Here is a 20311-nt window from a genome sequence, read left to right on the forward strand (position 1 = left end):
TCAATTTCTAAAAAATAGGATTAGTCTGCCCGATTTCCATACAACGGTATTGCTATTTATGTTGCGTAATAGCTTATTTGGGTGTAAATATTTTAACGACTAATCCTGCCAAATTTATTTGGGAGGATTTTTTTATTCTCCCTTAATGAAAGGGATCGGTATTATGAAAGAACTATTAAAATTAAATGATGTTTATGTTGAAATAAAAGAAAATATGTTGTTAGAGAAAATGAATGTGACAGTAAAACAAGGGGATGTTATCGGGTTAATTGGTAAAAACGGTGCTGGTAAATCAACGTTACTTCAATTAATAAATGGAAAGATTGAGCCTTCAAAAGGGATTGTTGAATGGCAGCAAATGAATATGACAACCGCATATGTTGAGCAAGAAATAGAATCTTTTATTAGTAATGATGTGATTTCGCAAGAAGCAGAACTTCTTGCGAAATGGGGCGTGCCAACGAACGATTTTCATACTTTAAGTGGTGGTGAAAAGCTGAAAATTCGATTAGCAAAAGGATTTGCCGAAAATCCTAATGTCTTAATATTAGACGAACCGACAAATCATTTAGATGAGATCAGTACGGGATTTCTTATTAAACAAATAAAAAAGATGAAAGGTACTGTTATTGTTGTATCGCATGACCGATATTTTTTAGATGTTGTCGCAACAAAAATATGGTCAATTGAGGACAAAAAATTAATTGAGCATAGTGGTAATTATACGAGCTACATGAAAGTACGTGAGCAAAGAAGGAAGTCGCAGCAGCGTGAATATGAAAAGCAGCAAAAAAAGATAGAACAAGTAGAAACACATATAAAAGAATTGAGTTCATGGTCACAAAAGGCACATGCGCAGTCTACAAAACAAGAAGGTGTGAAAGAATTCTATCGTGTAAAAGCGAAGCGAATGGATGCGCAAGTGAAGTCAAAACGAAAACGACTCGAAAAAGAGCTGGAGAAAACGAAAGTAGAACGTGTGAAAGAAGAATATTCAGTTGAGTTTTCTATTCAAGCGAACAAAAAAGTAGGAAAACGCTTTTTAGAAGTGAAGCAATTAAAAAAAGACTTTCATGGGAAAGTATTATTTGAAAACGTTAATTTTACAATTCAGCACGGTGAGAAAGTTGCGATTGTTGGACCAAACGGTAGTGGGAAAACAACATTACTGAAGATGATTATGGGAACGGAAACTGCTGAAGGAGAAATATGGATTTCACCATCTGCAAACATAGGCTATTTAACACAAGAAGTTTTTGATTTACCGCTTGATAAAACACCGGAAAATTTATTTTTTAAAGAGACGTTTGAAGAAAGAGGAAAAGTCCAAAATTTAATGAAACATTTAGGATTCCAAGCGTCTCAATGGAAAGAGCCGATTGAGCATATGAGTATGGGAGAAAGAGTAAAATGTAAGCTAATGGCTTATATTTTAGATGAAAAAGATGTACTCATTTTAGACGAACCGACGAATCACTTGGATCTACCTTCACGTGAACAACTTGAAAATACATTAGCTGAGTATAACGGAACATTAGTAATTGTATCTCACGATCGATATTTTCTGGAGAAAACAACTAACACAAGACTCGTGTTTTCAAACAATACGATACAAAAGCAGCTAGAAGAACCTACTAAAACAAGAGATGATATTGAAGAGCTACGTTTAAAGTTAGAAACAGAGAGACAAGAAGTATTAGGAAAATTAAGCTTTTTAACTTCTAACGACAAAGAATATAAAGAACTTGATGAACGATTTATAGAACTTACGAAGCAGATTAAGGCGCTATAACGTAAGTAAGGGGGATTAATATGGGAGAAGAGAGTTTGACTAAGTTATTTAGAATAGATTGTGGAGATATATACTTGCAAGAGTTTATGGTCAAAGATGCAGAGAGTATTTATAAAATAGCAAATCAACCGGAAATAGAAAAGTTTTTACCAGACTGGAAATCAACAAAAGAACAAAGGATGGATTGGATTGCAAATTATGAAATACCAGCAAACAAAGCATTTCTTGAGGCAGTGAAAACTACGAATAACATAGATAATCATATGTTAAAGCTAGGAATATTTAAGGAAGCTACAAATGAATGCATTGGATGGTGCTGCACAGGCATGAAAGAAGAACTCCCTTCACCAAACAGAGAGATAATGTATGCTATCTCAAATAAACATCAAAATCATGGCTATGCTACAAAAGCGACTAAAGGCTTAATTGACTATTTGTTTAAAGAAACAAATTTAATTGTCCTTAACGCAATTGCTTTAATTAACAATGTACCATCAAATAAAGTTATTAAAAAATGCGGGTTTACTTATTTGAGTGAACACAAGATAGCAAATCAACTATATAATCATTATGTATTGAGTAAATCTGAATGGATAAAAAATATTGTTCAGTAAAAGGAATTAATACGAAATCATAAAAAAGCTTAGAGCTAAAACTCTAAGCTTTTTATATTCATTTTATCCCGCATAGGTACCTTAATCTTTATCATTCATGAATGTTTACACATTTTAGTAATAAGTAAAAAAGGGATATTAGCTTAACATTTAGTAAAAGCTTTTTTTGGCTAAATACAAATGCAGTCTTATCCAAAACGAGATTTTGGGTCTTTATGAGCTTGCCTATTATTGTATTATCAGTAGTACCTGCCATGATGTCGTTCTTTGTATCAGGAAATATTAAATCAATTTTATTATTTATATGTTGGATAAACACATTCATTTCCGCCTCAGATATTTACAATTCGTTTTTGATTGCAATGAAACCGAAGAACTCATTTTTTTGCAGAGGTTATTATCAAGTGAAATAGTATTTAATGGGTAACTCAAATATGCTTTAACTACACACAACAGTTAAAATATAATATTTGAAAGTAAAAAGACCGATAAAAATCGGTCTTTTTATATTAATAAAATAAAGATTAGAAAATAGCATTGTAATTCAAACCAATATGCAAATATTATAAGATAGATATGCTTTGTTTATAGATTGAAAATAGGTTTGTTATCAGTTTTTTTAGAAATCTTACAAGCGTGTAAGATAAATGAAAGATGAATCAATATGAGCTGTAAGACAATTCATTTACACTCTATAGTGAGCAGTGGAAACGAAGGGAGAATATAAATGGAAATTTTGCAGGCAAATAGTATTAGTAAAGTATATAGAGGGAAAGTACCTTTTAAAGCATTAGTAGATATTGATTTATCAATTCAAGAAGGTGAATTTGTAGGAATTATGGGCCCGTCAGGTAGTGGGAAAACAACGTTATTAAACATGGTATCTACTATTGATTCTCCATCATCGGGAGAAATATTTATTAATGGTACAAATCCTTTCCAATTATCATCAGAAGAATTAGCGTTATTCCGCAGAAAACAATTAGGATTTGTTTTCCAATCATTTAATCTTCTTAGCACACTTACTGTAAAAGAAAACATCGTATTGCCGATGACTTTAGATGGTGTTTCTGTGCAAGAAATGAACAAACGAGCGGAAGAGATTGCAGAGAAGTTAAACATTACAGATATATTGAGTAAAAGAACGTTTGAAATATCAGGGGGACAAGCTCAAAGAACAGCAATTGCTCGTGCGATCGTTCATAAGCCGCAATTGTTACTTGCAGATGAACCAACAGGGAATTTAGACTCTAAATCTTCAAATGATGTAATGGAGATGCTTGATACTCTAAATAAAGAAGAAAAAGCAACGATGATGTTAGTTACACATGATCCGTATGCAGCGAGCTTTTGCAGCCGAGTAATCTTTATTAAAGATGGTCAACTATATAACGAAATTTATTGTGGTGAAAGCAGGCAAACTTTTTATCAAAAGATTATGGATGTCCTTTCTTTGTTAGGAGGGAAAAGGCATGACTTTTCGTCAGTTCGCATTTAATAATATTTTTCGCAATAAGCGTACATATGCTGCCCATTTTTTAAGTAGTGCATTTTCTATTATGATTTTCTTTACGTATGCTCTTTTATTATTTCATCCTGATTTACAAGGTGAGTTGAAATCGACAAGTGCAACAATAAGTGCATTTGGTACATTGGGATTTTCAGTTTCGCAAGGATTGATTTTTGTATTTTCATTTTTCTTCATTTTATATTCAGTTAGTTCGTTTTTAAAAACGCGTAAGAAAGAATTTGGCATTTTAATGATGCAAGGTATGTCAATGAGACAGCTTAAGAAATTATTATTAATTGAAAATATGTTGATTGGACTTGGTTCAATTTGTATAGGGATTTTCATTGGACTCATATTTTCTAAACTAGTCTTATTGATAAGTGCAAGTGTATTAATGATTAATAATGGTTTGCCTTTTTATATACCAGTGCGGGCTGTACTATTAACAGTTATCACATTTCTTTTCTTGTTTTTAATTGTTTCATTATTTACATTTAAAATGATAAAAGTAACGGAACTTGTGGAACTTATTCGAGCAGAGGAAAAGCCAAAACCTGAACCGAAATCTTCAGTTTTATTATCGCTACTTTCTTTAATTAGTATAGGATATGGATATTTTTCAGTATTTCGCTTCATACCAAGTACCAATTTTATTACGCTTGGAATAGGTGTGCTCCTAGTAATTATAGGAACGTACTTTTTATATACACAGTGTAGCGTGTATATATTGTACCTTGCTAAAAGGAGAGAATCTTTCTTTTTAAAGAGAACAAATATATTAACATTTTCTGAATTAATTTACCGTATGAAAGATAATGCAACGATGTTTTTTATAGTATCTATTGTTTCAGCAGTTGCATTTACAGCAATTGGTACAACAGCCGCAATTGGAAATAGGGATTTGGTAAGGATGACAAATCCCTATACATTTTTGTATGGAAGTTTTGAGAATGACAAAGTATTGAACAAAAATCTTTCTATTATAAAAAAACACCTTTCTGATGCTAATATTCCGTATCGAATGGCTTCATCTTCATATATATACACAGAAAATGGCGTAAATGTAATGAAGTTAAGTGAATACAACGATCTTGCTAAAGCACTAGGCTATCAAAAAGAAACAATTGAAAAAGAAGATGAAATTTTATTAATTCCTGGGGTCGTATCACAAAAACAAGAATTTAAAAATGGCGAGTATAAAAAGAATATAGAAGTCATTCAAGGTGACTGGACAAAGACATTTCATGTGAAAAAAGCTGTAGAAAATTTAGTTTTACCACATGATTCTAGAACTATTTATATCGCTGTTCAAGATCAGGTATATGATGGAATACCTCTTACTAGTGACCCAGTTAATAAAGAAATTCCATATCGTACTTACGGATTTGTTGTAGATGATTGGATAAAAACGAAAGAGATTTCCAATCAATTAAAGAGTATATTCGATAAAAATCTTAGGGACAGAGATTTCTACTTTGAAGCTTTAACATTAAACTTGTTGGAAGCAAAGCAAAAGAATGGTTTATTACTTATGGTAAGTATTTTAGTCGGAATCGTCTTCTTTACATTCGCCGCTAGTTTTATTTATTTCCGATTATATACAGATTTGGATCGCGATCAACAACAATATAAAATGATTTCGAAAATGGGATTAAGTAAAGGTGAGTTGAAAAAAGTTGTAACGAGGCAGTTATTATTAATGTTCTTTTTACCAATTGTCGTTGCAGTGATTCATACTGTAGTCGCTTATATAGCATTACAGCAATTAGTCAATTTTTCTATCATAAATAGCTCTATCGTTATTCTAATTTCATTTATATGTATACAAGTTTTATATTTCTTTATAACCCGTTGGCGTTACCTGCAAAAGCTTTATAAGGTTATGGAGCAATAGAATTTATTAGCTTGTAAGACTACACTAAAGTATGTGGAAAAATGAACTGTATGATGAAAGGAAACGAGATGAAAAGAACTTTAACTATTTTTATGTTTACGATACTGCTATTAATAAGTTTTAGTGCATGTTCTAAAAAGGAGAATCCATTTCCGGCAAACGGTGTATTAATTATTGGAGATGAAAATAATATTTCACCAATTATTAATCGTTATCAGGAAATTACGGAAGAAAATGAAGTGTTTTCTGTGAAAAAAGGGGAAGTTGGAAATGGAAATGTCTTAATTTTAAATGAATCTACAGCACAAGCATTGATTAAAGAAAAACTTTTTCGAAAACAAGATAATGGCTCCAATTATATTATAGATACGTTACCGAAATTCTCAAAAGAAGGGTCACTTTTATTTACAAGTGAAGACGATAAGACTATGAAAAGTATTAAAATAGGAGGGGAAGAGATTCCTGTTACATACGATAGTGATGCTTGGATAGGTAACAATCGTAAATATTCAACGGAATGGTATATGATTGTAGCAAAAAATAGTGTGTATAAAGAAATAAAGGCAAATGAAATGAAAATGCATCTTCTTCATTTGAAAAAATCTCTAGGTGACGAAAAACCTAAAATGTCGACAGATAATACATTGGTTAATGAAAATGTCAAAGTAAAAAAACTAATTAAAGGTTTGGAAGGAAAAGTATCTTTCCAGTTTGTAACGATTGGAGAAAAATCATAAAAAAAGAGTTCGAGGTTGATAAAAACTTTATCACCCCCGAACTCTTTTTAGTTTGTAGACCAATCAAATATTATGCTTTACATTACTTCATTTAATCGAGTCTCGTTTGTTTCCTCAATCGCATTTGAATTTTGAACTGAATTATTTTGGGCTTCTTTTTCTTTACGAGCCTTTTGTAGCATTTCAAGGATGATCCATAAAGGAACACCTTTATCCTTTAACATCTTCCATAAATCTAATTCATTAAATTTATGCTCAGGCTGTTTCATTTCTTTTTCAGATGAACGAATATCAAACTTGATAGGATCATTTACTTTCTTACTTTCAAGTTTAGTAGAAGAGATAGTATTATGCTCAAGAGTAGATGGAGTTATTTTAGTAGGTTGAGATAATGTATGAATATTTGATCCGATTTGCATGCTTTTTCCTCCTTTTCAAGCAATGAGATTAGTTTTCTTATGGTTTTTAAATCTTTTTAACATGAGGAAACTATATCTAATTATAAATTCAAATAAACAGATTTACAAGTTGTATTGTAAAAAGTAAATGTTCACTTGAATTAATATTTATCAACATTTGTATATGTTTTCTATATATACAACGTATATAAAATACTTTACATTATGTTTAAGTTGTTAAAACATTCTGTTATTTTCGGAAGAAAAATGTAAACGTTTTATTAGGGGGAGAAAGTATGGGGAAGTTATTTTTAAAAATATGTTTTTTCGCATTAGTGACCTTATGTTCATTCGCAGCGAAAATATCATACGCTGAAGAGGGACAACAAAATAATTACCCTATCATATTGGTGAATGGATTTGCTGGATGGGGTAGAGAAGAAATGTTTGGCGTAAAATATTGGGGTGGTGTTCATGATATACAGGAAGATTTGAAACGAAATGGTTATACGGTACATACTGCAGCTGTTGGACCTGTTTCTAGTAACTGGGATCGTGCATGTGAATTGTATGCGCAAATTAGGGGTGGAACAGTAGACTATGGTGCCTCGCATGCTGAGAAACATGGACATAATCGTTTTGGCAGAACTTATAGTGGTTTTGCACCGAATTGGAGTGAAACAAATAAAGTTCATTTAGTTGGACATAGCATGGGTGGACAAACGATTAGAACATTAGTACAGCTATTAAAAGAAGGTAGTTTTGAAGAAAAGAATTATGTGAAAAATCACCCAGACACCAAAATATCACCACTATTTGAAGGCGGAAAATCATATGTTCATAGTGTTACAACATTAGCAACCCCTCACAACGGTACAACACTTGCGGATGGTAGCCTTCTGCTGCCGTTCGTTAAAGATTTACTCATTACAGCTGCGAGCTTTGGAGGAAACAATAATTTATCTTTATATGATTTTAAATTGGATCAATGGGGTATAAAGAAGAATGCTGGAGAGTCCTTTTTCCAATATAGTAATCGTATTCTAAATAGTTCACTTTGGAAAAATACAAAAGATATAAGTCAATGGGATTTAAGTACAGATGGTGCAAAGGAGTTAAATAATTGGGTAAAGACACAACCGGATGTGTATTACTTATCTTATAGTGGACATGCATCACAAGCAGCACCTATAACAGGTTTACATTTACCTCATATAACGATGAATAAAGTGCTGATGGGTAATGCATTTTTCTTAGGTTCTTATGCGAGATATGAAGAAAACCGTCCGTTAGTTGATACTTCTTGGTGGCAAAATGATGGTGTAGTAAATACAAATTCTATGATTGCACCAACTTCTAATGTTGCTGTAAATAATAATGAGTCATTACAGATTGGAAAATGGAATCATATCGAAACGAAAGCGAATTGGGACCATCTCGACATGGTAGGATTAAGTGTTTCAGACTCGTTAGGTTTTTCTAGCATTCAAGAGTTTTATAGAACAATTGCTGAAAAGCTATCACGTTTACCGAAATAGGTAATAATAAAGCGCTCTCGATGGAATTCGAGAGCGCTTTATATTATATTGAAAGAGGGGTTTGGTAGAAAAATATGGGGGGATATTATGAAAACTCAAGTTGTATTATCAGGATACGGAACAGTAGGCAGAGAGTTTATAAAATTATTAAATGAAAAGTATTCATATATATATGAAACATATGGGATTCAATTAGTTGTAAGTGGCGTATTAGGGAGAAATATTGCAATACATAATGAAGACGGCTTATCTCTTCATCATTTATTGATGTATGGTGGCGGTACCGCTGCAATTGAAAAATATTTAGAGTATCATCCGAAGGAACGTGCAACAACTAGCATAAGTGGTACTGTATTGGTAGAATCAACAGTTACAAATCTTAAAGATGGAAATCCAGGGAAACAATATATGAAACAAGCGATTGAGAAACAGATGGATATAGTAGCAATTTCAAAAGGTGCACTCGTTACAAACTGGAGAGAAATAAATGAAGCAGCAAGAGGCGTAAATGTACGAATTCGATATAGCGGTGCAACAGCCGCTGCACTACCGACACTAGATATCGGACAATTTAGTTTAGCCGGTTGCAGTATTGAAAAAATAGAAGGAATATTAAATGGAACAACTAATTATATTCTTACGAAAATGTATGAGGAAGATATGACATTTGAAGAAGCACTGAAAGAAGCGCAAAATAAAGGAATTGCTGAGACAAACCCTATATTAGATATAAGTGGTTCAGATAGTGCGTGTAAATTGTTACTTTTGACAAACAGCCTAATGGAAACAGAGAAAACACTTACTGATATACATATAAAAGGAATCGAGCACGTTACAAAACAGCAAATACAAAATGCTAAGGAACAACATAAAATTATTAAATTAATAGCATCAATATATAAGGATGAGGGTGGCAATGTGAATTTAAATGTTGAACCGTGCGAAATAGAAAAAAATCATCCGTTAGCAAAAGTAAATGGGACCGAAAAAGGAATTACGTTCTTTACAGATACGATGGGACAAGTTACTACAATTGGTGGGGCTTCTAATCCACGAGGCGCTGCAGCTGCAGCTTTAAAAGATGTAATTAACTTATATCGAAAAGACTTGTAAGACCGTACCGCCCTTTATAAAAAATACATATGTCGTGGACCTTTTGAGAATGAAATAAATATGCAAAAATGATTGCAGGGGGTAAGGAATTGTTTAAGGATTTTAAAGTTGTTAAAGATCGTCCCGTTTATATTCAATTGAAAGATTATTTGAAGAAGATGATTATGAAAGGGTATTTGCTCGGGGATCAAAAAATTCCATCAACAAGGGAACTAAGTGAATTACTAAGTGTGAGTAGAAACACTGTACTCGCTGCTTATGCAGATTTAGAGCAAGAAGGACTCATTTATGCAGTTAAAGGAAAAGGGAACTTTGTTGCGAAGGTGGATATATCTAACACTTCGTCTGTTGAAATAGATTGGAAAAATAAACTTAATACAGTGACCGCATTAGCGGATGAATTAGATTTAATGAAACATGGTGTTCGTTGGGAAAAGGGAATGATTGTTTTTAATAGTATAGCCCCGGATGAGAAGCTATTTGATGTTGAAAATTTCAAAAGAGCTTTTCTTACTCGTATGTCCATTGAAGGGGACATCGTATTGAACTACGGATATGCAAAGGGATATAGACCGTTAATGAATTATTTACTTCATTACATGGAAATGAAAGGCGTAGACATTTCGAATAAAGATATTCTAATTACAAATGGATTTACAGAAGGATTGGATATTGTACTCTCTTCTTTATCAAAAAAATCCGGGCGTGTCATTTGTGAGAATCCAACTCACCACGCTGCGCTAAAGTTGTTCCGCTTACATGGACTTGAAGTTCATGGGATTGATATGGATGAGGATGGTATTGATACGAATGAAGTTGAAAAAAGCTTGTGTGAAAAAGATTTTGATTTTGCTTATTTAATTCCTTCTTATCATAATCCAACCGGTATTGTTACGAGTTCAGAGAAAAGAACGGAATTGATGAGGTTATTCTCAAAATACAAGGTTCCTATTATAGAGGATGGATTTAATGAAGAATTACGTTATTCAGGTTCACATTTAGCTCCATTATTAACTTTTGCTGGAGCTGGCAATAATGTGATTTATATTAGTAGCTTTTCAAAGGTACTTTTCTCTGGTTTACGTGTAGGCTGGATTATTGCAGATAAAGAGCTGATTCATTATTTAGAAAGCGTAAAAAGAGCAAGAACGATTCACACATCTACGCTAGATCAAGCTGTTCTGTTTCAATATTTACATGAGGGATATTTTGAAAAATATTTAAAAAAGGCAAGATCTGTTTATAAGAAAAAATATGAGTTAGCTGTCGGGGCATGTAATCAGTACATTCCTTTCAAAAGAATGACTGGAGATGGTGGACTTCATTTATTTATAGAGCTAGAAGAGTATATGAATGCCCGCACACTTTTACAAAAGTGTTATGAGAAAGGCGTTACGTTTTCACCTGGAGATGTTTTTTACTCTGATGGAGAAGGAGCAAATACTTTCCGATTAGGGTTTTCGCGTTTGAAAGAAGAAGAAATAGTTCGGGGAATTAAAATAATTGGTGATACATTAAAAAATGAAATTTGGAGTTGAGAAAATGAAAATCGGTGTTATTATGGGCGGGGTATCGTCTGAAAAACAAGTTTCAATTATGACGGGGAATGAAATGATTGCTCATTTAGATAAAAATAAGTATGAAATAGTTCCAATTACATTAAACGAAAAAATGGATTTAATTGAAAAAGCGAAAGACATTGACTTTGCATTGCTCGCATTACACGGAAAATACGGAGAAGATGGGACAGTTCAAGGAACACTGGAGAGTTTAGGGATTCCTTATAGCGGAAGTAATATGTTATCTAGCAGTATATGTATGGATAAAAATATTTCGAAAAAGATTTTACGTTATGAAGGTGTAGAAACGCCAGATTGGATTGAACTTACAAAAATGGAGGATCTAAATCTTGATGAGTTAGATAAGTTAGGATTTCCATTAGTGGTAAAACCAAACTCTGGCGGATCGAGTGTCGGAGTGAAAATCGTTTACAATAAAAATGAATTGATCTCAATGCTAGAAACTGTATTCGAATGGGATTCTGAAGTAGTAATTGAGAAGTATATAAAAGGTGATGAAATTACATGTTCCATTCTGGATGGAAAACAGTTACCTATAGTTTCAATTCGACATGCAGCCGAGTTCTTTGACTACAATGCAAAATATGATGATACTAGTACAGTTGAGGAAGTTATCGAACTTCCAGCAGAAATTAATGAACGTGTAAATAAAGCGTCACTGGCTTGTTATAAAGCCTTAAAATGTAGTGTTTATGCAAGAGTTGATATGATGGTGAAGGACGGAATTCCATATGTAATGGAAATTAATACATTACCAGGGATGACACAATCAAGTTTATTGCCAAAAAGTGCAGAAGCAGCTGGAATTAGTTATAGCAAACTATTAGATATGATTATTGAAACGTCATTAAAAGTGAGAAAAGAAGAAGGTTTTTAAGATAGTTATATAACGAATTCTTTTGACAGTTTCATGAAGTATGCTATGATGAATACATTATAAAAACAAAATATTTATCCACTAGGGGGGCCTTTTATAGGCTGAGATCAAATGTGATTTTGAGACTCTTAGTACCTGATCTGGTTAATGCCAGCGTAGGGAAGTGGGAAAGACGTTGCTATTTAATGAGTAAATAATTACTGTCAATTTCACTTTCTTTACGCCTGTAAAGAAAGTTTTTTTATTTTACAGCTTTAATAATTGTGGATAAATACTTATATTTTATACATTATTGGAGGGATTTAAATGACTTTTTCACAATCATTACGTAAAGAAGTAGATTCAATTTGGGAAGCGAGTTTTAACCATCCTTTTGTAAAAAAACTTGGTGAAGGAACGTTAGATTTAGCTAGTTTTCGCTATTATGTGCTTCAAGATTCATATTATTTGAGTCATTTTGCTAGAGTACAAACTTTAGGAGCTGCGAAAGCTCTTGAATTAGAGACGACAGCTCGTATGGCACATCATGCTCAAAATACATATGAGGCAGAGTCATCTTTACATGAGAATTTTGCTAAAAAGCTAGGGATAACAAAAGAAGAAAAAGATAATTTTATTCCTGCGCCAACTGCATATGCGTATACTTCACATATGTATCGTGCTGCGTATGAAGGGCATTTAGGAGATATCATTGCAGCAATTTTACCTTGCTATTGGTTGTATTATGAAATTGGCGAACGCTTAAAAGAGTGCCATCCGGAAGAGCCAATTTATAACGAATGGATTTCTGCTTATGGATCTGATTGGTTCCGTACGCTAGTTGAAGAACAAATTACACGTTTAGATACTATCGCTGAAAAAGTAACAGAGGCAGACCGCAAGCGTATGAAACAGCATTTTATTATTAGCAGTCAATATGAATATTCATTTTGGGAAATGGCTTATACATTAGAAAAGTGGCCAGTGGATACAGACGTAAAAGACGTAATTGGATAAAGAATAGAAGTAATGTTATAGATAGGTATGGATCATACCTATCTATATATTTTTTCTTGTCAAATTTGCGTAAAGTCATTAGTGCTACGGATATGGCGAAATAGAATATCGATAATTTAGCTCATTTAATTGTCTACGCATTAACTGGATAAACTTCTGTCACATTTATTTTACAATCAAAGAACGTAAATGTTGGTGGTATGAAGTTAAATAAGAAAAGAAACCCGAGCTGTTAGCTGTAACGGAGTTGTTTTTTCTTTGCAGGAATTTCTAAGTTAACATGAAGTGCTGTTCATACAATATGCAAATTTGCATATTGTATTTTTTTGAGTTCTTTGTGTGTTAAAATCAAATATAGGGATATAGAAATATAAAGAAGCAAAAGCAGGAATATCCAATGAATTTTGAGAGGTGTTATATGTTTACAAATAAGAAATTAATTCGATTTGGTTTATCGTTGTTTGTATTTTTAGGGATAATTAATTTTACAATCAGCTATTTTCAAACATATCTTGAAACAGCAGCAGATATTAAATGGGTAATTCCAGAAATTTGGAAAACTATTTTACTAGATGTTCCTCAAGGTATACTTGTTCTTTTAGGCGCAATTGCATTATATGATTTCACAAAAGAGGCATCACAAAAAGACGCATCAATCTAAGTGTGTCTTTTTTCAATTAGAAATTTCATAGAGAGCTTTGCTGGAGAAATAGAATAAAAAGCCCTAATTAGGGCTTTTTTCTTTGTAGGAATTTCTTAACCGTCATAGAAACCGGTTACTTGGAAGTGTTATAGCGAAAGGCATTTACAGTACAGAAAAATCTAAGCGGCAGACGGAAATATATAGGATATGGCATCATAATTATTGAGAAATTAATTGAGCTTAGTAAGTATGAAGATATGACGCTAGAATTTATATTTTATAATTTCTATTTATAAAAATGAGCCCATAGTAAAAATAGGTATATGAACAAGGTGCATCATCTAGTGATAATTCATACTTTGTTGGTGTACGTATTGAACTTAGTTTATAGCGCTATTTCTACTTAGATGTAACGAACAGAAATATAGGAAAGCATCAATGAGGTTGTATTTTATAAACGGAGGTTATGAAAATGAATCAGTTTCAACAAGAAATACAAGCGTTAAGCCTTAATGATTACCAGTCTGGAAATATTGTCTATTGGGACCAGCAAAACCAATATCCATATTACTATATTGAGGATACTGCTCGTCGCTGTGGCGGTTGCGGCCGTTGTGGCGGTTGTGGTGGTTGTGGTGGAGGTCGTTGTGGCGGATTCCGTTGTGGTGGATTCCGTTGTATTGGTTGCTTCGGTTGTTTTGGTTGCGGGGGTTGCGGAGGTTGTGGCGGCTGTGGTGGTTGCTCTAATTGTTTTGATGGTTTTAGTGGTACTACTGATACAATTGTAACATATGAATATTGATTACATTTATCCCGCTATTTGCCGGGCAGTAAGACCCAAAAAAATTCAGTGAGAGCAAATAAATTAGGTGGAGGACGTGCTGCCCAAAGTTGTACTTTATCGACTAAAAAACATTAGTTATATATATGCCGACAACGAATATAGCCATTGTTAATGGATATATTCAAACATCCAAGTGAAATGGTAACAATAGGATATATAGGTGTAAATTAGGATGCATGGATAAAGCAATGACTAGGTTTAAAATCTAATCATTGCTTTTTCTTATGCTTTTATCATCAAATATCTGTCTGGTTTAGGGATTGATTTCTTCTAGCTAATGAATTTATTACAACTTTGTAAGGTTAATGTAATGTTAATCGATAGTAAATTAAGATGCTTGAGTGTAATTTAAATAAGATTAAAAAGTACTGTTTATCTATAAAATAATTGGGTAAATAATATGTAATTAGGAAGTGTATGAATATGATTGAACTAAAATCTATTATCCATTCGTATAAACTAAAGAGAAAAATAGCTAAAGATTTATACGGAAAAAGAGATGAATTGACACTGTTATTAAATGAATTTAATACTATGAAATGTACAGTAACATCTGAAAAGAAGAAAAACAATATATTATCTCGTTTGCAACTAATTTATCAAAATATGAAATTAGATAAGCAGTATCCTCTATCAGTTGCTTTTGATAGTAAATTATTGGAGCAATTAGAAAAAGAACCTCTACATACTATTGAGGATGGTGTAACATGTTTACATCTAATTTTAGATGTGAATTATGAGAAAATAAAACAATATGGTTCGAGTACAAGTAGGTCATTTGTTCCATTATCGCAGTCTTCTATTTGTCTTGCTGATTGTATTTGTTTAACAGGAGTTGTAGTAGGTTTACTAGGAGCAATTTCATTTGGAGGATTACTGTTATCTATATGTTCAATTACATAAAGGTTGATATTTGTAAAAAGGGCACCGATTTAAGGTGTTCTTTTTTGTTTTTTTGTAAAGTTATTGTAAATAATAAGTACAATATATTATATACATTGTATAATTTAAATGTATTAAAATACAAATGTAAAGAGGTGTTGTATATGATAATTACTTTTAATCTTTAAAAGAGTCGGTTTGATAATGTTTTATGTAGATAAATAGTTTTTACTTTTCTTTTAAATACTTGGTTTAAATGGATTAGATTAAGTAACTATTGTTCTAGCTTTTTGATAATCAAGACAACTGAAGAAAGGAAAGAATCATTTTATGAAAAAATTAAGGTTGTTAACATTTGAAAATATAGTAGAATCCCTTTTAAATGAAAAGGTATCATTTATATACTTTCCTATTGAATGGCTGGACATCGTAGAGATACATTATAAGACATTTTTATTAACGAGTAAGTTGAAACGTTTGAATGAAAGATTGTATGATATGTTTTCAGATATATTGTTTATACAGCATAATCCGTACGTATTAAATGAAAATACACCATGGATTGTATCGAAAGAACCTATTAGACAAGAGCAGCTCGATTATATTTTTCAAAGTTGGTATGAGATTATTCATGATTGGAAGCCAAATAGATTAGTAGAACCACCAAAATATGAATGGCAATCCGATTTGATTTCTAATTTGCCAGTACTACATGATAATGAAACGTATTCTAAGTGGGTGCCCGCTTTAATCTCACATGTTTTTTGTGAGCGTCCTATATATTTAGAAAATACAAATGCAGAAGAAATCTATTTTTCTCCTCTTAGATCACAAAATATTTGTGAGGCGATGTCAGGGCCGATAAAAGATGAAAAAACACAAGATTTTTTTTCCTATGTATATCGATTCGAATGCATAACCCGCGGTGGTGAGAACGCTCCATTATTAAATATTTCAATAGGGATTCGGAGATTTTATCAAGAATATAATCATCCAGATATTCCTTTACTTTTAAGACGGAAACGAGGCCTGATATTGATTTCTACCTCAGAGTTTGCGTCAAATAATAAAAAAATCCGGTTTGTAAAACTAAAAATACAACAAGCTACAACCGGCATGAAATGGATTAAGATATTTAGAAATTTAAAAGATGATTTTCAAATAGGTGGAGAGGTGGATTTAGACCATATTCTCCAATATCCGAAAGATTATATTGTCGGGGAAAATAAAAGGGTGTTATTTCCATACAATGAAAGAATATATAGAGTTCAAGGTACTAAAATAGAACCAGGTATAAAAGCAAAGGAAAGAGAGTATTTATTTAAAGAATTCCAGCGTAAATTCTCTTATTTCACAATACTTCCAGAATGTAAAAAGGTAGCAACAAATAACAAAAATGAATTATTTCCTTTATTTGCACCAAAAGGATTAGAGACATTAACATTAGAAGTTTGGTCTGAAAATATAGCGCTGGAAATAGAACAAGCATTACTTGATAGCGAAATTGTTTTGACTAAAATTGGTGGAAATTCTTATGTATTGAATACAGATTTTCCAGTATTATTAAAGATTGTGAGATACAATATTGAAAAGGTGTTACAAAATCCATATAAAATGCAATATTGTCAAAAATATAAAACAAATCTTGTAGATGATGTTACGAAAGCTGTCTATGCTACCGCGGGTGAGCGCAGTGATGCGACATTAGCATTAATCGCAATGAAAAATTGTGATGGACGCGAAAAAATTGATCCAAAACAAATCATTAGAGAGGGATTTGTACGAACAAATCGTATTTCAACATTTATTAATTTATTTATAGGCCAAAGTGTATCTCGTAAAACAATTGTAAATAGTGTTTTTAGTCTATTAGAACAAAAAGGATTTTTGAAGCGTAGTTGGAATAAGATAAATTTACCTTGTACATATGTTAATTTATCAATTGAACGAATATCGAAATTTGATTTCTTACCTATTCTTTCAAAAATAAAAGGAAAAGAAATTTTATATAAATTATATGGGAATACAGAGTGGCAAACGATTGATTACGTATTATTAAATATAAATAAACATAATGCATTTTTATCACAACCATCAAAGAGAAATGATATGGGGGCTCTTTTTAAACAATATGTTTTCGAAACATTAATGGAAATTGTACAATATGCAAAAGAACAAAATGAACAAGTTTACTTCATTGTAGATGCAAATTTGAGAAAATATTGGATAAAAGAGTTACAAAATAAAGAAATTAATACAGATATTTTACCTGATATTGTTCCAGAGGTATTAAAGGTTCCCAACTTAAATATTGTTAGAATAAATACAGGTTTTGATGTACCAAGCTACGGTGTAATAGAATGTGATGATGCTCTAGATAGAATTGGCTTATATGCAGATCAAAAAGGGATGTATTATAGCACTGGTGAATATTCACTTAATTGTAGTGAAGTTTTTCAGCGATATATAATTGAAATTCTACCATTAGGTGTAAAACCTGTAGAAAGGGATTATATCGCTAAAATGATACATTACATGTGCTGTAATTCTAGTATGCTTTCGAAAAAGAATGTACACATGACATATTCCGTACATATGGAAAAGGTAATAAAGAGTTATATTACTGACATAGATGCAAGAGAATTTAAAGAATTTGATGATGAATTGGATGTAGATGTAGTAAAAGTAGAAAAGAAAGATTCAATTATTCTACTTTAAATACTAGTAAACAAATCCTGCTCGTTATATCGATCAGGATTTGTCATTTTTTTATGCAAATAAGGATATCCTTTGTCAAGTATCTTTTCGTTTACATATTTACTTTATGTGCAGACAGGATTAATATGTTTTTTAGAAATACAAAAACTATATCAAATGGAAAAGCGATTTTTATTAATTGAAAAAATTTGAAAGGAATGGGGAATGGTGAAGAAATTAGATGTGCTCTTAATGCTACTGAGCGTCCTCTTTCCAATTGCAGGACTTACAAAGCAAATCCCTCTAGAACAATCTATATATATTGGAGGGCTTTTATTTTTTACTAGTTTCGGTAGTTATTTTGCTAAAAAGATGTATTCACGTATATGCAGCTGGATAGCGTATGCGCCATTTATAACATTACTATTAGTTATTTGGCATCAGGATATTTCAACAAGCTCAATCATAGCAAATGCGAAAATTGCTGCATGTGTCGCGTTAATTCCATGTTTATTCCGTTTTCGTACATATGGACTTACTTTGGGATTATTCTCATTATGGGCCGCTTTACTATGGGATATAAAAGAAGTACAGTCGTTAGTCATACTTGAACGCATGACGAGTTTAATGACAAGCCATTATGTATATATATTACTATTAATTGGAGGACTTGTATTAGGAGGATTACTTGCGATGTTCATTCACCGCAAAGAGAAAGATAATAATAAAGAAAATATAAATCTACTTGGACCAAAAAAGAAACGCAAAAGATTATCATTTAAGATTCGTCTTCCGAGATTACCGAAATTAAAGATGAAACTATTTAAGTTTGGTGGGAAAGAATCTAAAAGTAAAATCCCAGAAAAGATACATGAGCATAAGTACGAAGAACCAGTTGCAACATATAAAATGACAGAGCAAATAGATCCATACAAAGAAAATGAAGTTCAAGGTCAAACAAGGATGGAACGCCGAAGAAATAGGTTTAATGCATAATGAAGTTTAATAACCCCGTAATGACTTATCTTAATATTGATAAATCATTACGGTTTTTTTATGTAATTAAATAAAGGTTGCTAATGAGGGGGGATAGCATATTTTATAGGTGAGAAGTTAAATAAAATAAGGGGAGGATAAAATGCTTATCATTACATATATATCTGCTTGTATATTATTCTTAGTTAGCTTTTTACATGTATATTGGGGTTTCGGAGGTAATTGGGGGACAAATAGTGTTATACCAACTAAATTAGGGGAAAAGGCGTTTACACCTCGTGCCGGAATGACATTGTTCATTGCATTATTATTAAGTATGGCAGCGATAATTTTGTTGCAACAAGCAAATATTGTTCATTTTGCAGTTCCTAATGTTATTATTCAAGTCGGTTCCTGGATTTGTATGATTGTCTTTTCTATTAGAGTAATTGGTGAGTTTAATTACTTTGGTATCTTTAAACGACAAAAAGATACGCACTTCGCTAGAATGGATACCGGTTTATATATTCCACTTTGTGCATTTTTATCTTTATCTTTCTTATTAGCAATAATTTTGTGAGTAAATAATAGTAGTTTCTTTTCTCAAAATACATGTAAACGTGAGAATCTAAGAGTAAATAAAAAGGATGTAAGCGTCTTCTTGTCGAAATGTAAATTATTATGAAAGGCGGTGACACTATGAAGTATGTAAAAGTTAGTATGAATGGTGGAAGTGAACACAAATTCTCAATGACTTTAGATCGGTTTGAAGAACTTATTACTACAGAGAATGGGATATTAGAAAATAAATTAGTATGTATTGAAAATGTAATGATTAACCCTACTAATATATCTTCTGTAGTTGAAAAAATTGGTGTACCGGCTAAGTTTATGGAAGCTTAAAATCGTTAGATAAAAAACATCCCCAATGGATGTTTTTTAATTTATAAATATGAAATTGTATAGTGGATATTTGAGTAGATTTTTTAGCAATGACTATGCATATATTAAGTACCTGAACATGGTGCTTAATACATGCACGAAATAATAAGTACAAGCATATACTATTAAGTAGGACAAGATCTTCGTGTCCTACTTAATACTCAGAAAAAACCTCTAATCAAATAAGAGCATCCAATTCCAGGGTGCTCTTATTTTTTATAAAAATTTACCACGAGTCTTATTTTATAGTAGGATGCAAGAATAAAGGGCTATTTTTAA

18 protein-coding genes, 1 pseudogene and 1 riboswitch are annotated in these 20311 nt (G+C 32.0%); of the genes and pseudogenes, 18 read left to right on the top strand and 1 reads right to left on the bottom strand.

The window, feature by feature from the left end:
• The first annotated feature begins 163 nt into the window (after positions 1–163).
• The 6 genes and pseudogenes from abc-f to C4S65_RS11640 all read left to right on the top strand — a co-directional run bounded on the left by abc-f (position 164) and on the right by C4S65_RS11640 (position 6547).
• The gene (gene abc-f, locus C4S65_RS11615) at positions 164–1792 is read left to right on the top strand and encodes a ribosomal protection-like ABC-F family protein (protein ID WP_086406305.1); all 1629 of its coding nucleotides are present in this window, start codon (positions 164–166) and stop codon (positions 1790–1792) included.
• A 20-nt stretch (positions 1793–1812) separates the two neighbouring features.
• Positions 1813–2406, top strand: a complete 594-nt coding sequence (locus tag C4S65_RS11620) for a GNAT family N-acetyltransferase (RefSeq protein WP_086406205.1) — start codon at positions 1813–1815, stop codon at positions 2404–2406.
• Between the two features lie 42 nt (positions 2407–2448).
• A pseudogene (locus C4S65_RS11625) lies at positions 2449–2819 on the top strand (DUF3267 domain-containing protein); the annotation flags it as partial.
• 314 nt (positions 2820–3133) lie between these two features.
• Positions 3134–3904, top strand: a complete 771-nt coding sequence (locus C4S65_RS11630) for an ABC transporter ATP-binding protein (RefSeq protein WP_000404446.1) — start codon at positions 3134–3136, stop codon at positions 3902–3904.
• Entirely contained in the window at positions 3879–5810 is a 1932-nt protein-coding gene (locus C4S65_RS11635; RefSeq protein WP_086406206.1) for an ABC transporter permease, read from the top strand. The genes C4S65_RS11630 and C4S65_RS11635 overlap by 26 nt, the downstream gene beginning before the upstream one ends.
• Positions 5811–5860: 50 nt before the next feature.
• The gene (locus C4S65_RS11640) at positions 5861–6547 is read left to right on the top strand and encodes a lipoprotein BA_5634 family protein (protein ID WP_000975416.1); all 687 of its coding nucleotides are present in this window, start codon (positions 5861–5863) and stop codon (positions 6545–6547) included.
• A 77-nt stretch (positions 6548–6624) separates the two neighbouring features.
• Here the strand turns inward: C4S65_RS11640 and C4S65_RS11645 are convergent, their stop codons facing one another.
• Positions 6625–6966 (bottom strand): DUF3914 domain-containing protein, encoded by a 342-nt coding sequence (locus C4S65_RS11645; RefSeq protein WP_001165517.1) that lies wholly within the window; start codon positions 6964–6966, stop codon positions 6625–6627.
• A gap of 275 nt (positions 6967–7241) precedes the next feature.
• On the opposite strand from C4S65_RS11645, the gene C4S65_RS11650 reads away from it, so the two are divergent.
• The 12 genes from C4S65_RS11650 to C4S65_RS11710 all read left to right on the top strand — a co-directional run bounded on the left by C4S65_RS11650 (position 7242) and on the right by C4S65_RS11710 (position 19993).
• Positions 7242–8483 (top strand): hypothetical protein, encoded by a 1242-nt coding sequence (locus C4S65_RS11650; protein WP_000517055.1) that lies wholly within the window; start codon positions 7242–7244, stop codon positions 8481–8483.
• Positions 8484–8570: 87 nt separating this feature from the next.
• On the top strand, positions 8571–9596 hold the full coding sequence (locus tag C4S65_RS11655; protein ID WP_061665856.1) for a homoserine dehydrogenase: 1026 nt from the start codon (positions 8571–8573) through the stop codon (positions 9594–9596).
• An 89-nt stretch (positions 9597–9685) separates the two neighbouring features.
• Positions 9686–11134, top strand: a complete 1449-nt coding sequence (locus C4S65_RS11660) for a PLP-dependent aminotransferase family protein (RefSeq protein WP_103945232.1) — start codon at positions 9686–9688, stop codon at positions 11132–11134.
• A gap of 4 nt (positions 11135–11138) precedes the next feature.
• The gene (locus tag C4S65_RS11665) at positions 11139–12053 is read left to right on the top strand and encodes a D-alanine--D-alanine ligase (RefSeq protein ID WP_003307060.1); all 915 of its coding nucleotides are present in this window, start codon (positions 11139–11141) and stop codon (positions 12051–12053) included.
• Between the two features lie 73 nt (positions 12054–12126).
• Positions 12127–12232: riboswitch (TPP riboswitch) on the top strand.
• A 127-nt stretch (positions 12233–12359) separates the two neighbouring features.
• The gene (gene tenA, locus C4S65_RS11670; protein ID WP_000144522.1) at positions 12360–13049 is read left to right on the top strand and encodes a thiaminase II; all 690 of its coding nucleotides are present in this window, start codon (positions 12360–12362) and stop codon (positions 13047–13049) included.
• Between the two features lie 397 nt (positions 13050–13446).
• Complete coding sequence (locus C4S65_RS11680; protein WP_002082716.1) at positions 13447–13710, top strand: DUF3937 domain-containing protein; 264 nt, start codon at positions 13447–13449, stop codon at positions 13708–13710.
• Between the two features lie 454 nt (positions 13711–14164).
• Positions 14165–14494 (top strand): heterocycloanthracin/sonorensin family bacteriocin, encoded by a 330-nt coding sequence (locus C4S65_RS11685; RefSeq protein ID WP_001071347.1) that lies wholly within the window; start codon positions 14165–14167, stop codon positions 14492–14494.
• Positions 14495–14953: 459 nt separating this feature from the next.
• Positions 14954–15439: a hypothetical protein gene (locus C4S65_RS11690; protein ID WP_003307057.1), complete on the top strand. Its 486-nt coding sequence runs from the start codon at positions 14954–14956 to the stop codon at positions 15437–15439.
• A 309-nt stretch (positions 15440–15748) separates the two neighbouring features.
• Complete coding sequence (locus tag C4S65_RS11695; RefSeq protein WP_086406209.1) at positions 15749–18136, top strand: RNaseH domain-containing protein; 2388 nt, start codon at positions 15749–15751, stop codon at positions 18134–18136.
• Positions 18137–18343: 207 nt separating this feature from the next.
• Positions 18344–19111, top strand: coding sequence for a DUF3959 family protein (locus C4S65_RS11700; RefSeq protein WP_086406306.1), 768 nt, complete (start codon positions 18344–18346; stop codon positions 19109–19111).
• A gap of 142 nt (positions 19112–19253) precedes the next feature.
• Positions 19254–19670, top strand: coding sequence for a DUF3995 domain-containing protein (locus C4S65_RS11705; RefSeq protein ID WP_086406210.1), 417 nt, complete (start codon positions 19254–19256; stop codon positions 19668–19670).
• 119 nt (positions 19671–19789) lie between these two features.
• Positions 19790–19993, top strand: a complete 204-nt coding sequence (locus tag C4S65_RS11710; RefSeq protein ID WP_000878369.1) for a hypothetical protein — start codon at positions 19790–19792, stop codon at positions 19991–19993.
• The last annotated feature ends 318 nt before the right edge of the window (positions 19994–20311 follow it).

Origin of the sequence: Bacillus sp. ok061, assembly GCF_900108285.1 — a bacterium.
GTDB lineage: Bacteria > Bacillota > Bacilli > Bacillales > Bacillaceae_G > Bacillus_A > Bacillus_A thuringiensis_S.

Coding starts and splice junctions, on each gene's coding strand:
- C4S65_RS11680 (WP_002082716.1), top strand. CDS start 13,447: ATGAATTTTGAGAGGTGTTATATGTTTACAAATAAGAAATTAATTCGA.
- C4S65_RS11705 (WP_086406210.1), top strand. CDS start 19,254: ATGCTTATCATTACATATATATCTGCTTGTATATTATTCTTAGTTAGC.
- tenA (WP_000144522.1), top strand. CDS start 12,360: ATGACTTTTTCACAATCATTACGTAAAGAAGTAGATTCAATTTGGGAA.
- abc-f (WP_086406305.1), top strand. CDS start 164: ATGAAAGAACTATTAAAATTAAATGATGTTTATGTTGAAATAAAAGAA.
- C4S65_RS11630 (WP_000404446.1), top strand. CDS start 3,134: ATGGAAATTTTGCAGGCAAATAGTATTAGTAAAGTATATAGAGGGAAA.
- C4S65_RS11640 (WP_000975416.1), top strand. CDS start 5,861: ATGATGAAAGGAAACGAGATGAAAAGAACTTTAACTATTTTTATGTTT.
- C4S65_RS11645 (WP_001165517.1), bottom strand. CDS start 6,966: ATGCAAATCGGATCAAATATTCATACATTATCTCAACCTACTAAAATA.
- C4S65_RS11635 (WP_086406206.1), top strand. CDS start 3,879: ATGACTTTTCGTCAGTTCGCATTTAATAATATTTTTCGCAATAAGCGT.
- C4S65_RS11655 (WP_061665856.1), top strand. CDS start 8,571: ATGAAAACTCAAGTTGTATTATCAGGATACGGAACAGTAGGCAGAGAG.
- C4S65_RS11650 (WP_000517055.1), top strand. CDS start 7,242: ATGGGGAAGTTATTTTTAAAAATATGTTTTTTCGCATTAGTGACCTTA.
- C4S65_RS11620 (WP_086406205.1), top strand. CDS start 1,813: ATGGGAGAAGAGAGTTTGACTAAGTTATTTAGAATAGATTGTGGAGAT.
- C4S65_RS11685 (WP_001071347.1), top strand. CDS start 14,165: ATGAATCAGTTTCAACAAGAAATACAAGCGTTAAGCCTTAATGATTAC.
- C4S65_RS11690 (WP_003307057.1), top strand. CDS start 14,954: ATGAATATGATTGAACTAAAATCTATTATCCATTCGTATAAACTAAAG.
- C4S65_RS11710 (WP_000878369.1), top strand. CDS start 19,790: ATGAAGTATGTAAAAGTTAGTATGAATGGTGGAAGTGAACACAAATTC.
- C4S65_RS11695 (WP_086406209.1), top strand. CDS start 15,749: ATGAAAAAATTAAGGTTGTTAACATTTGAAAATATAGTAGAATCCCTT.
- C4S65_RS11665 (WP_003307060.1), top strand. CDS start 11,139: ATGAAAATCGGTGTTATTATGGGCGGGGTATCGTCTGAAAAACAAGTT.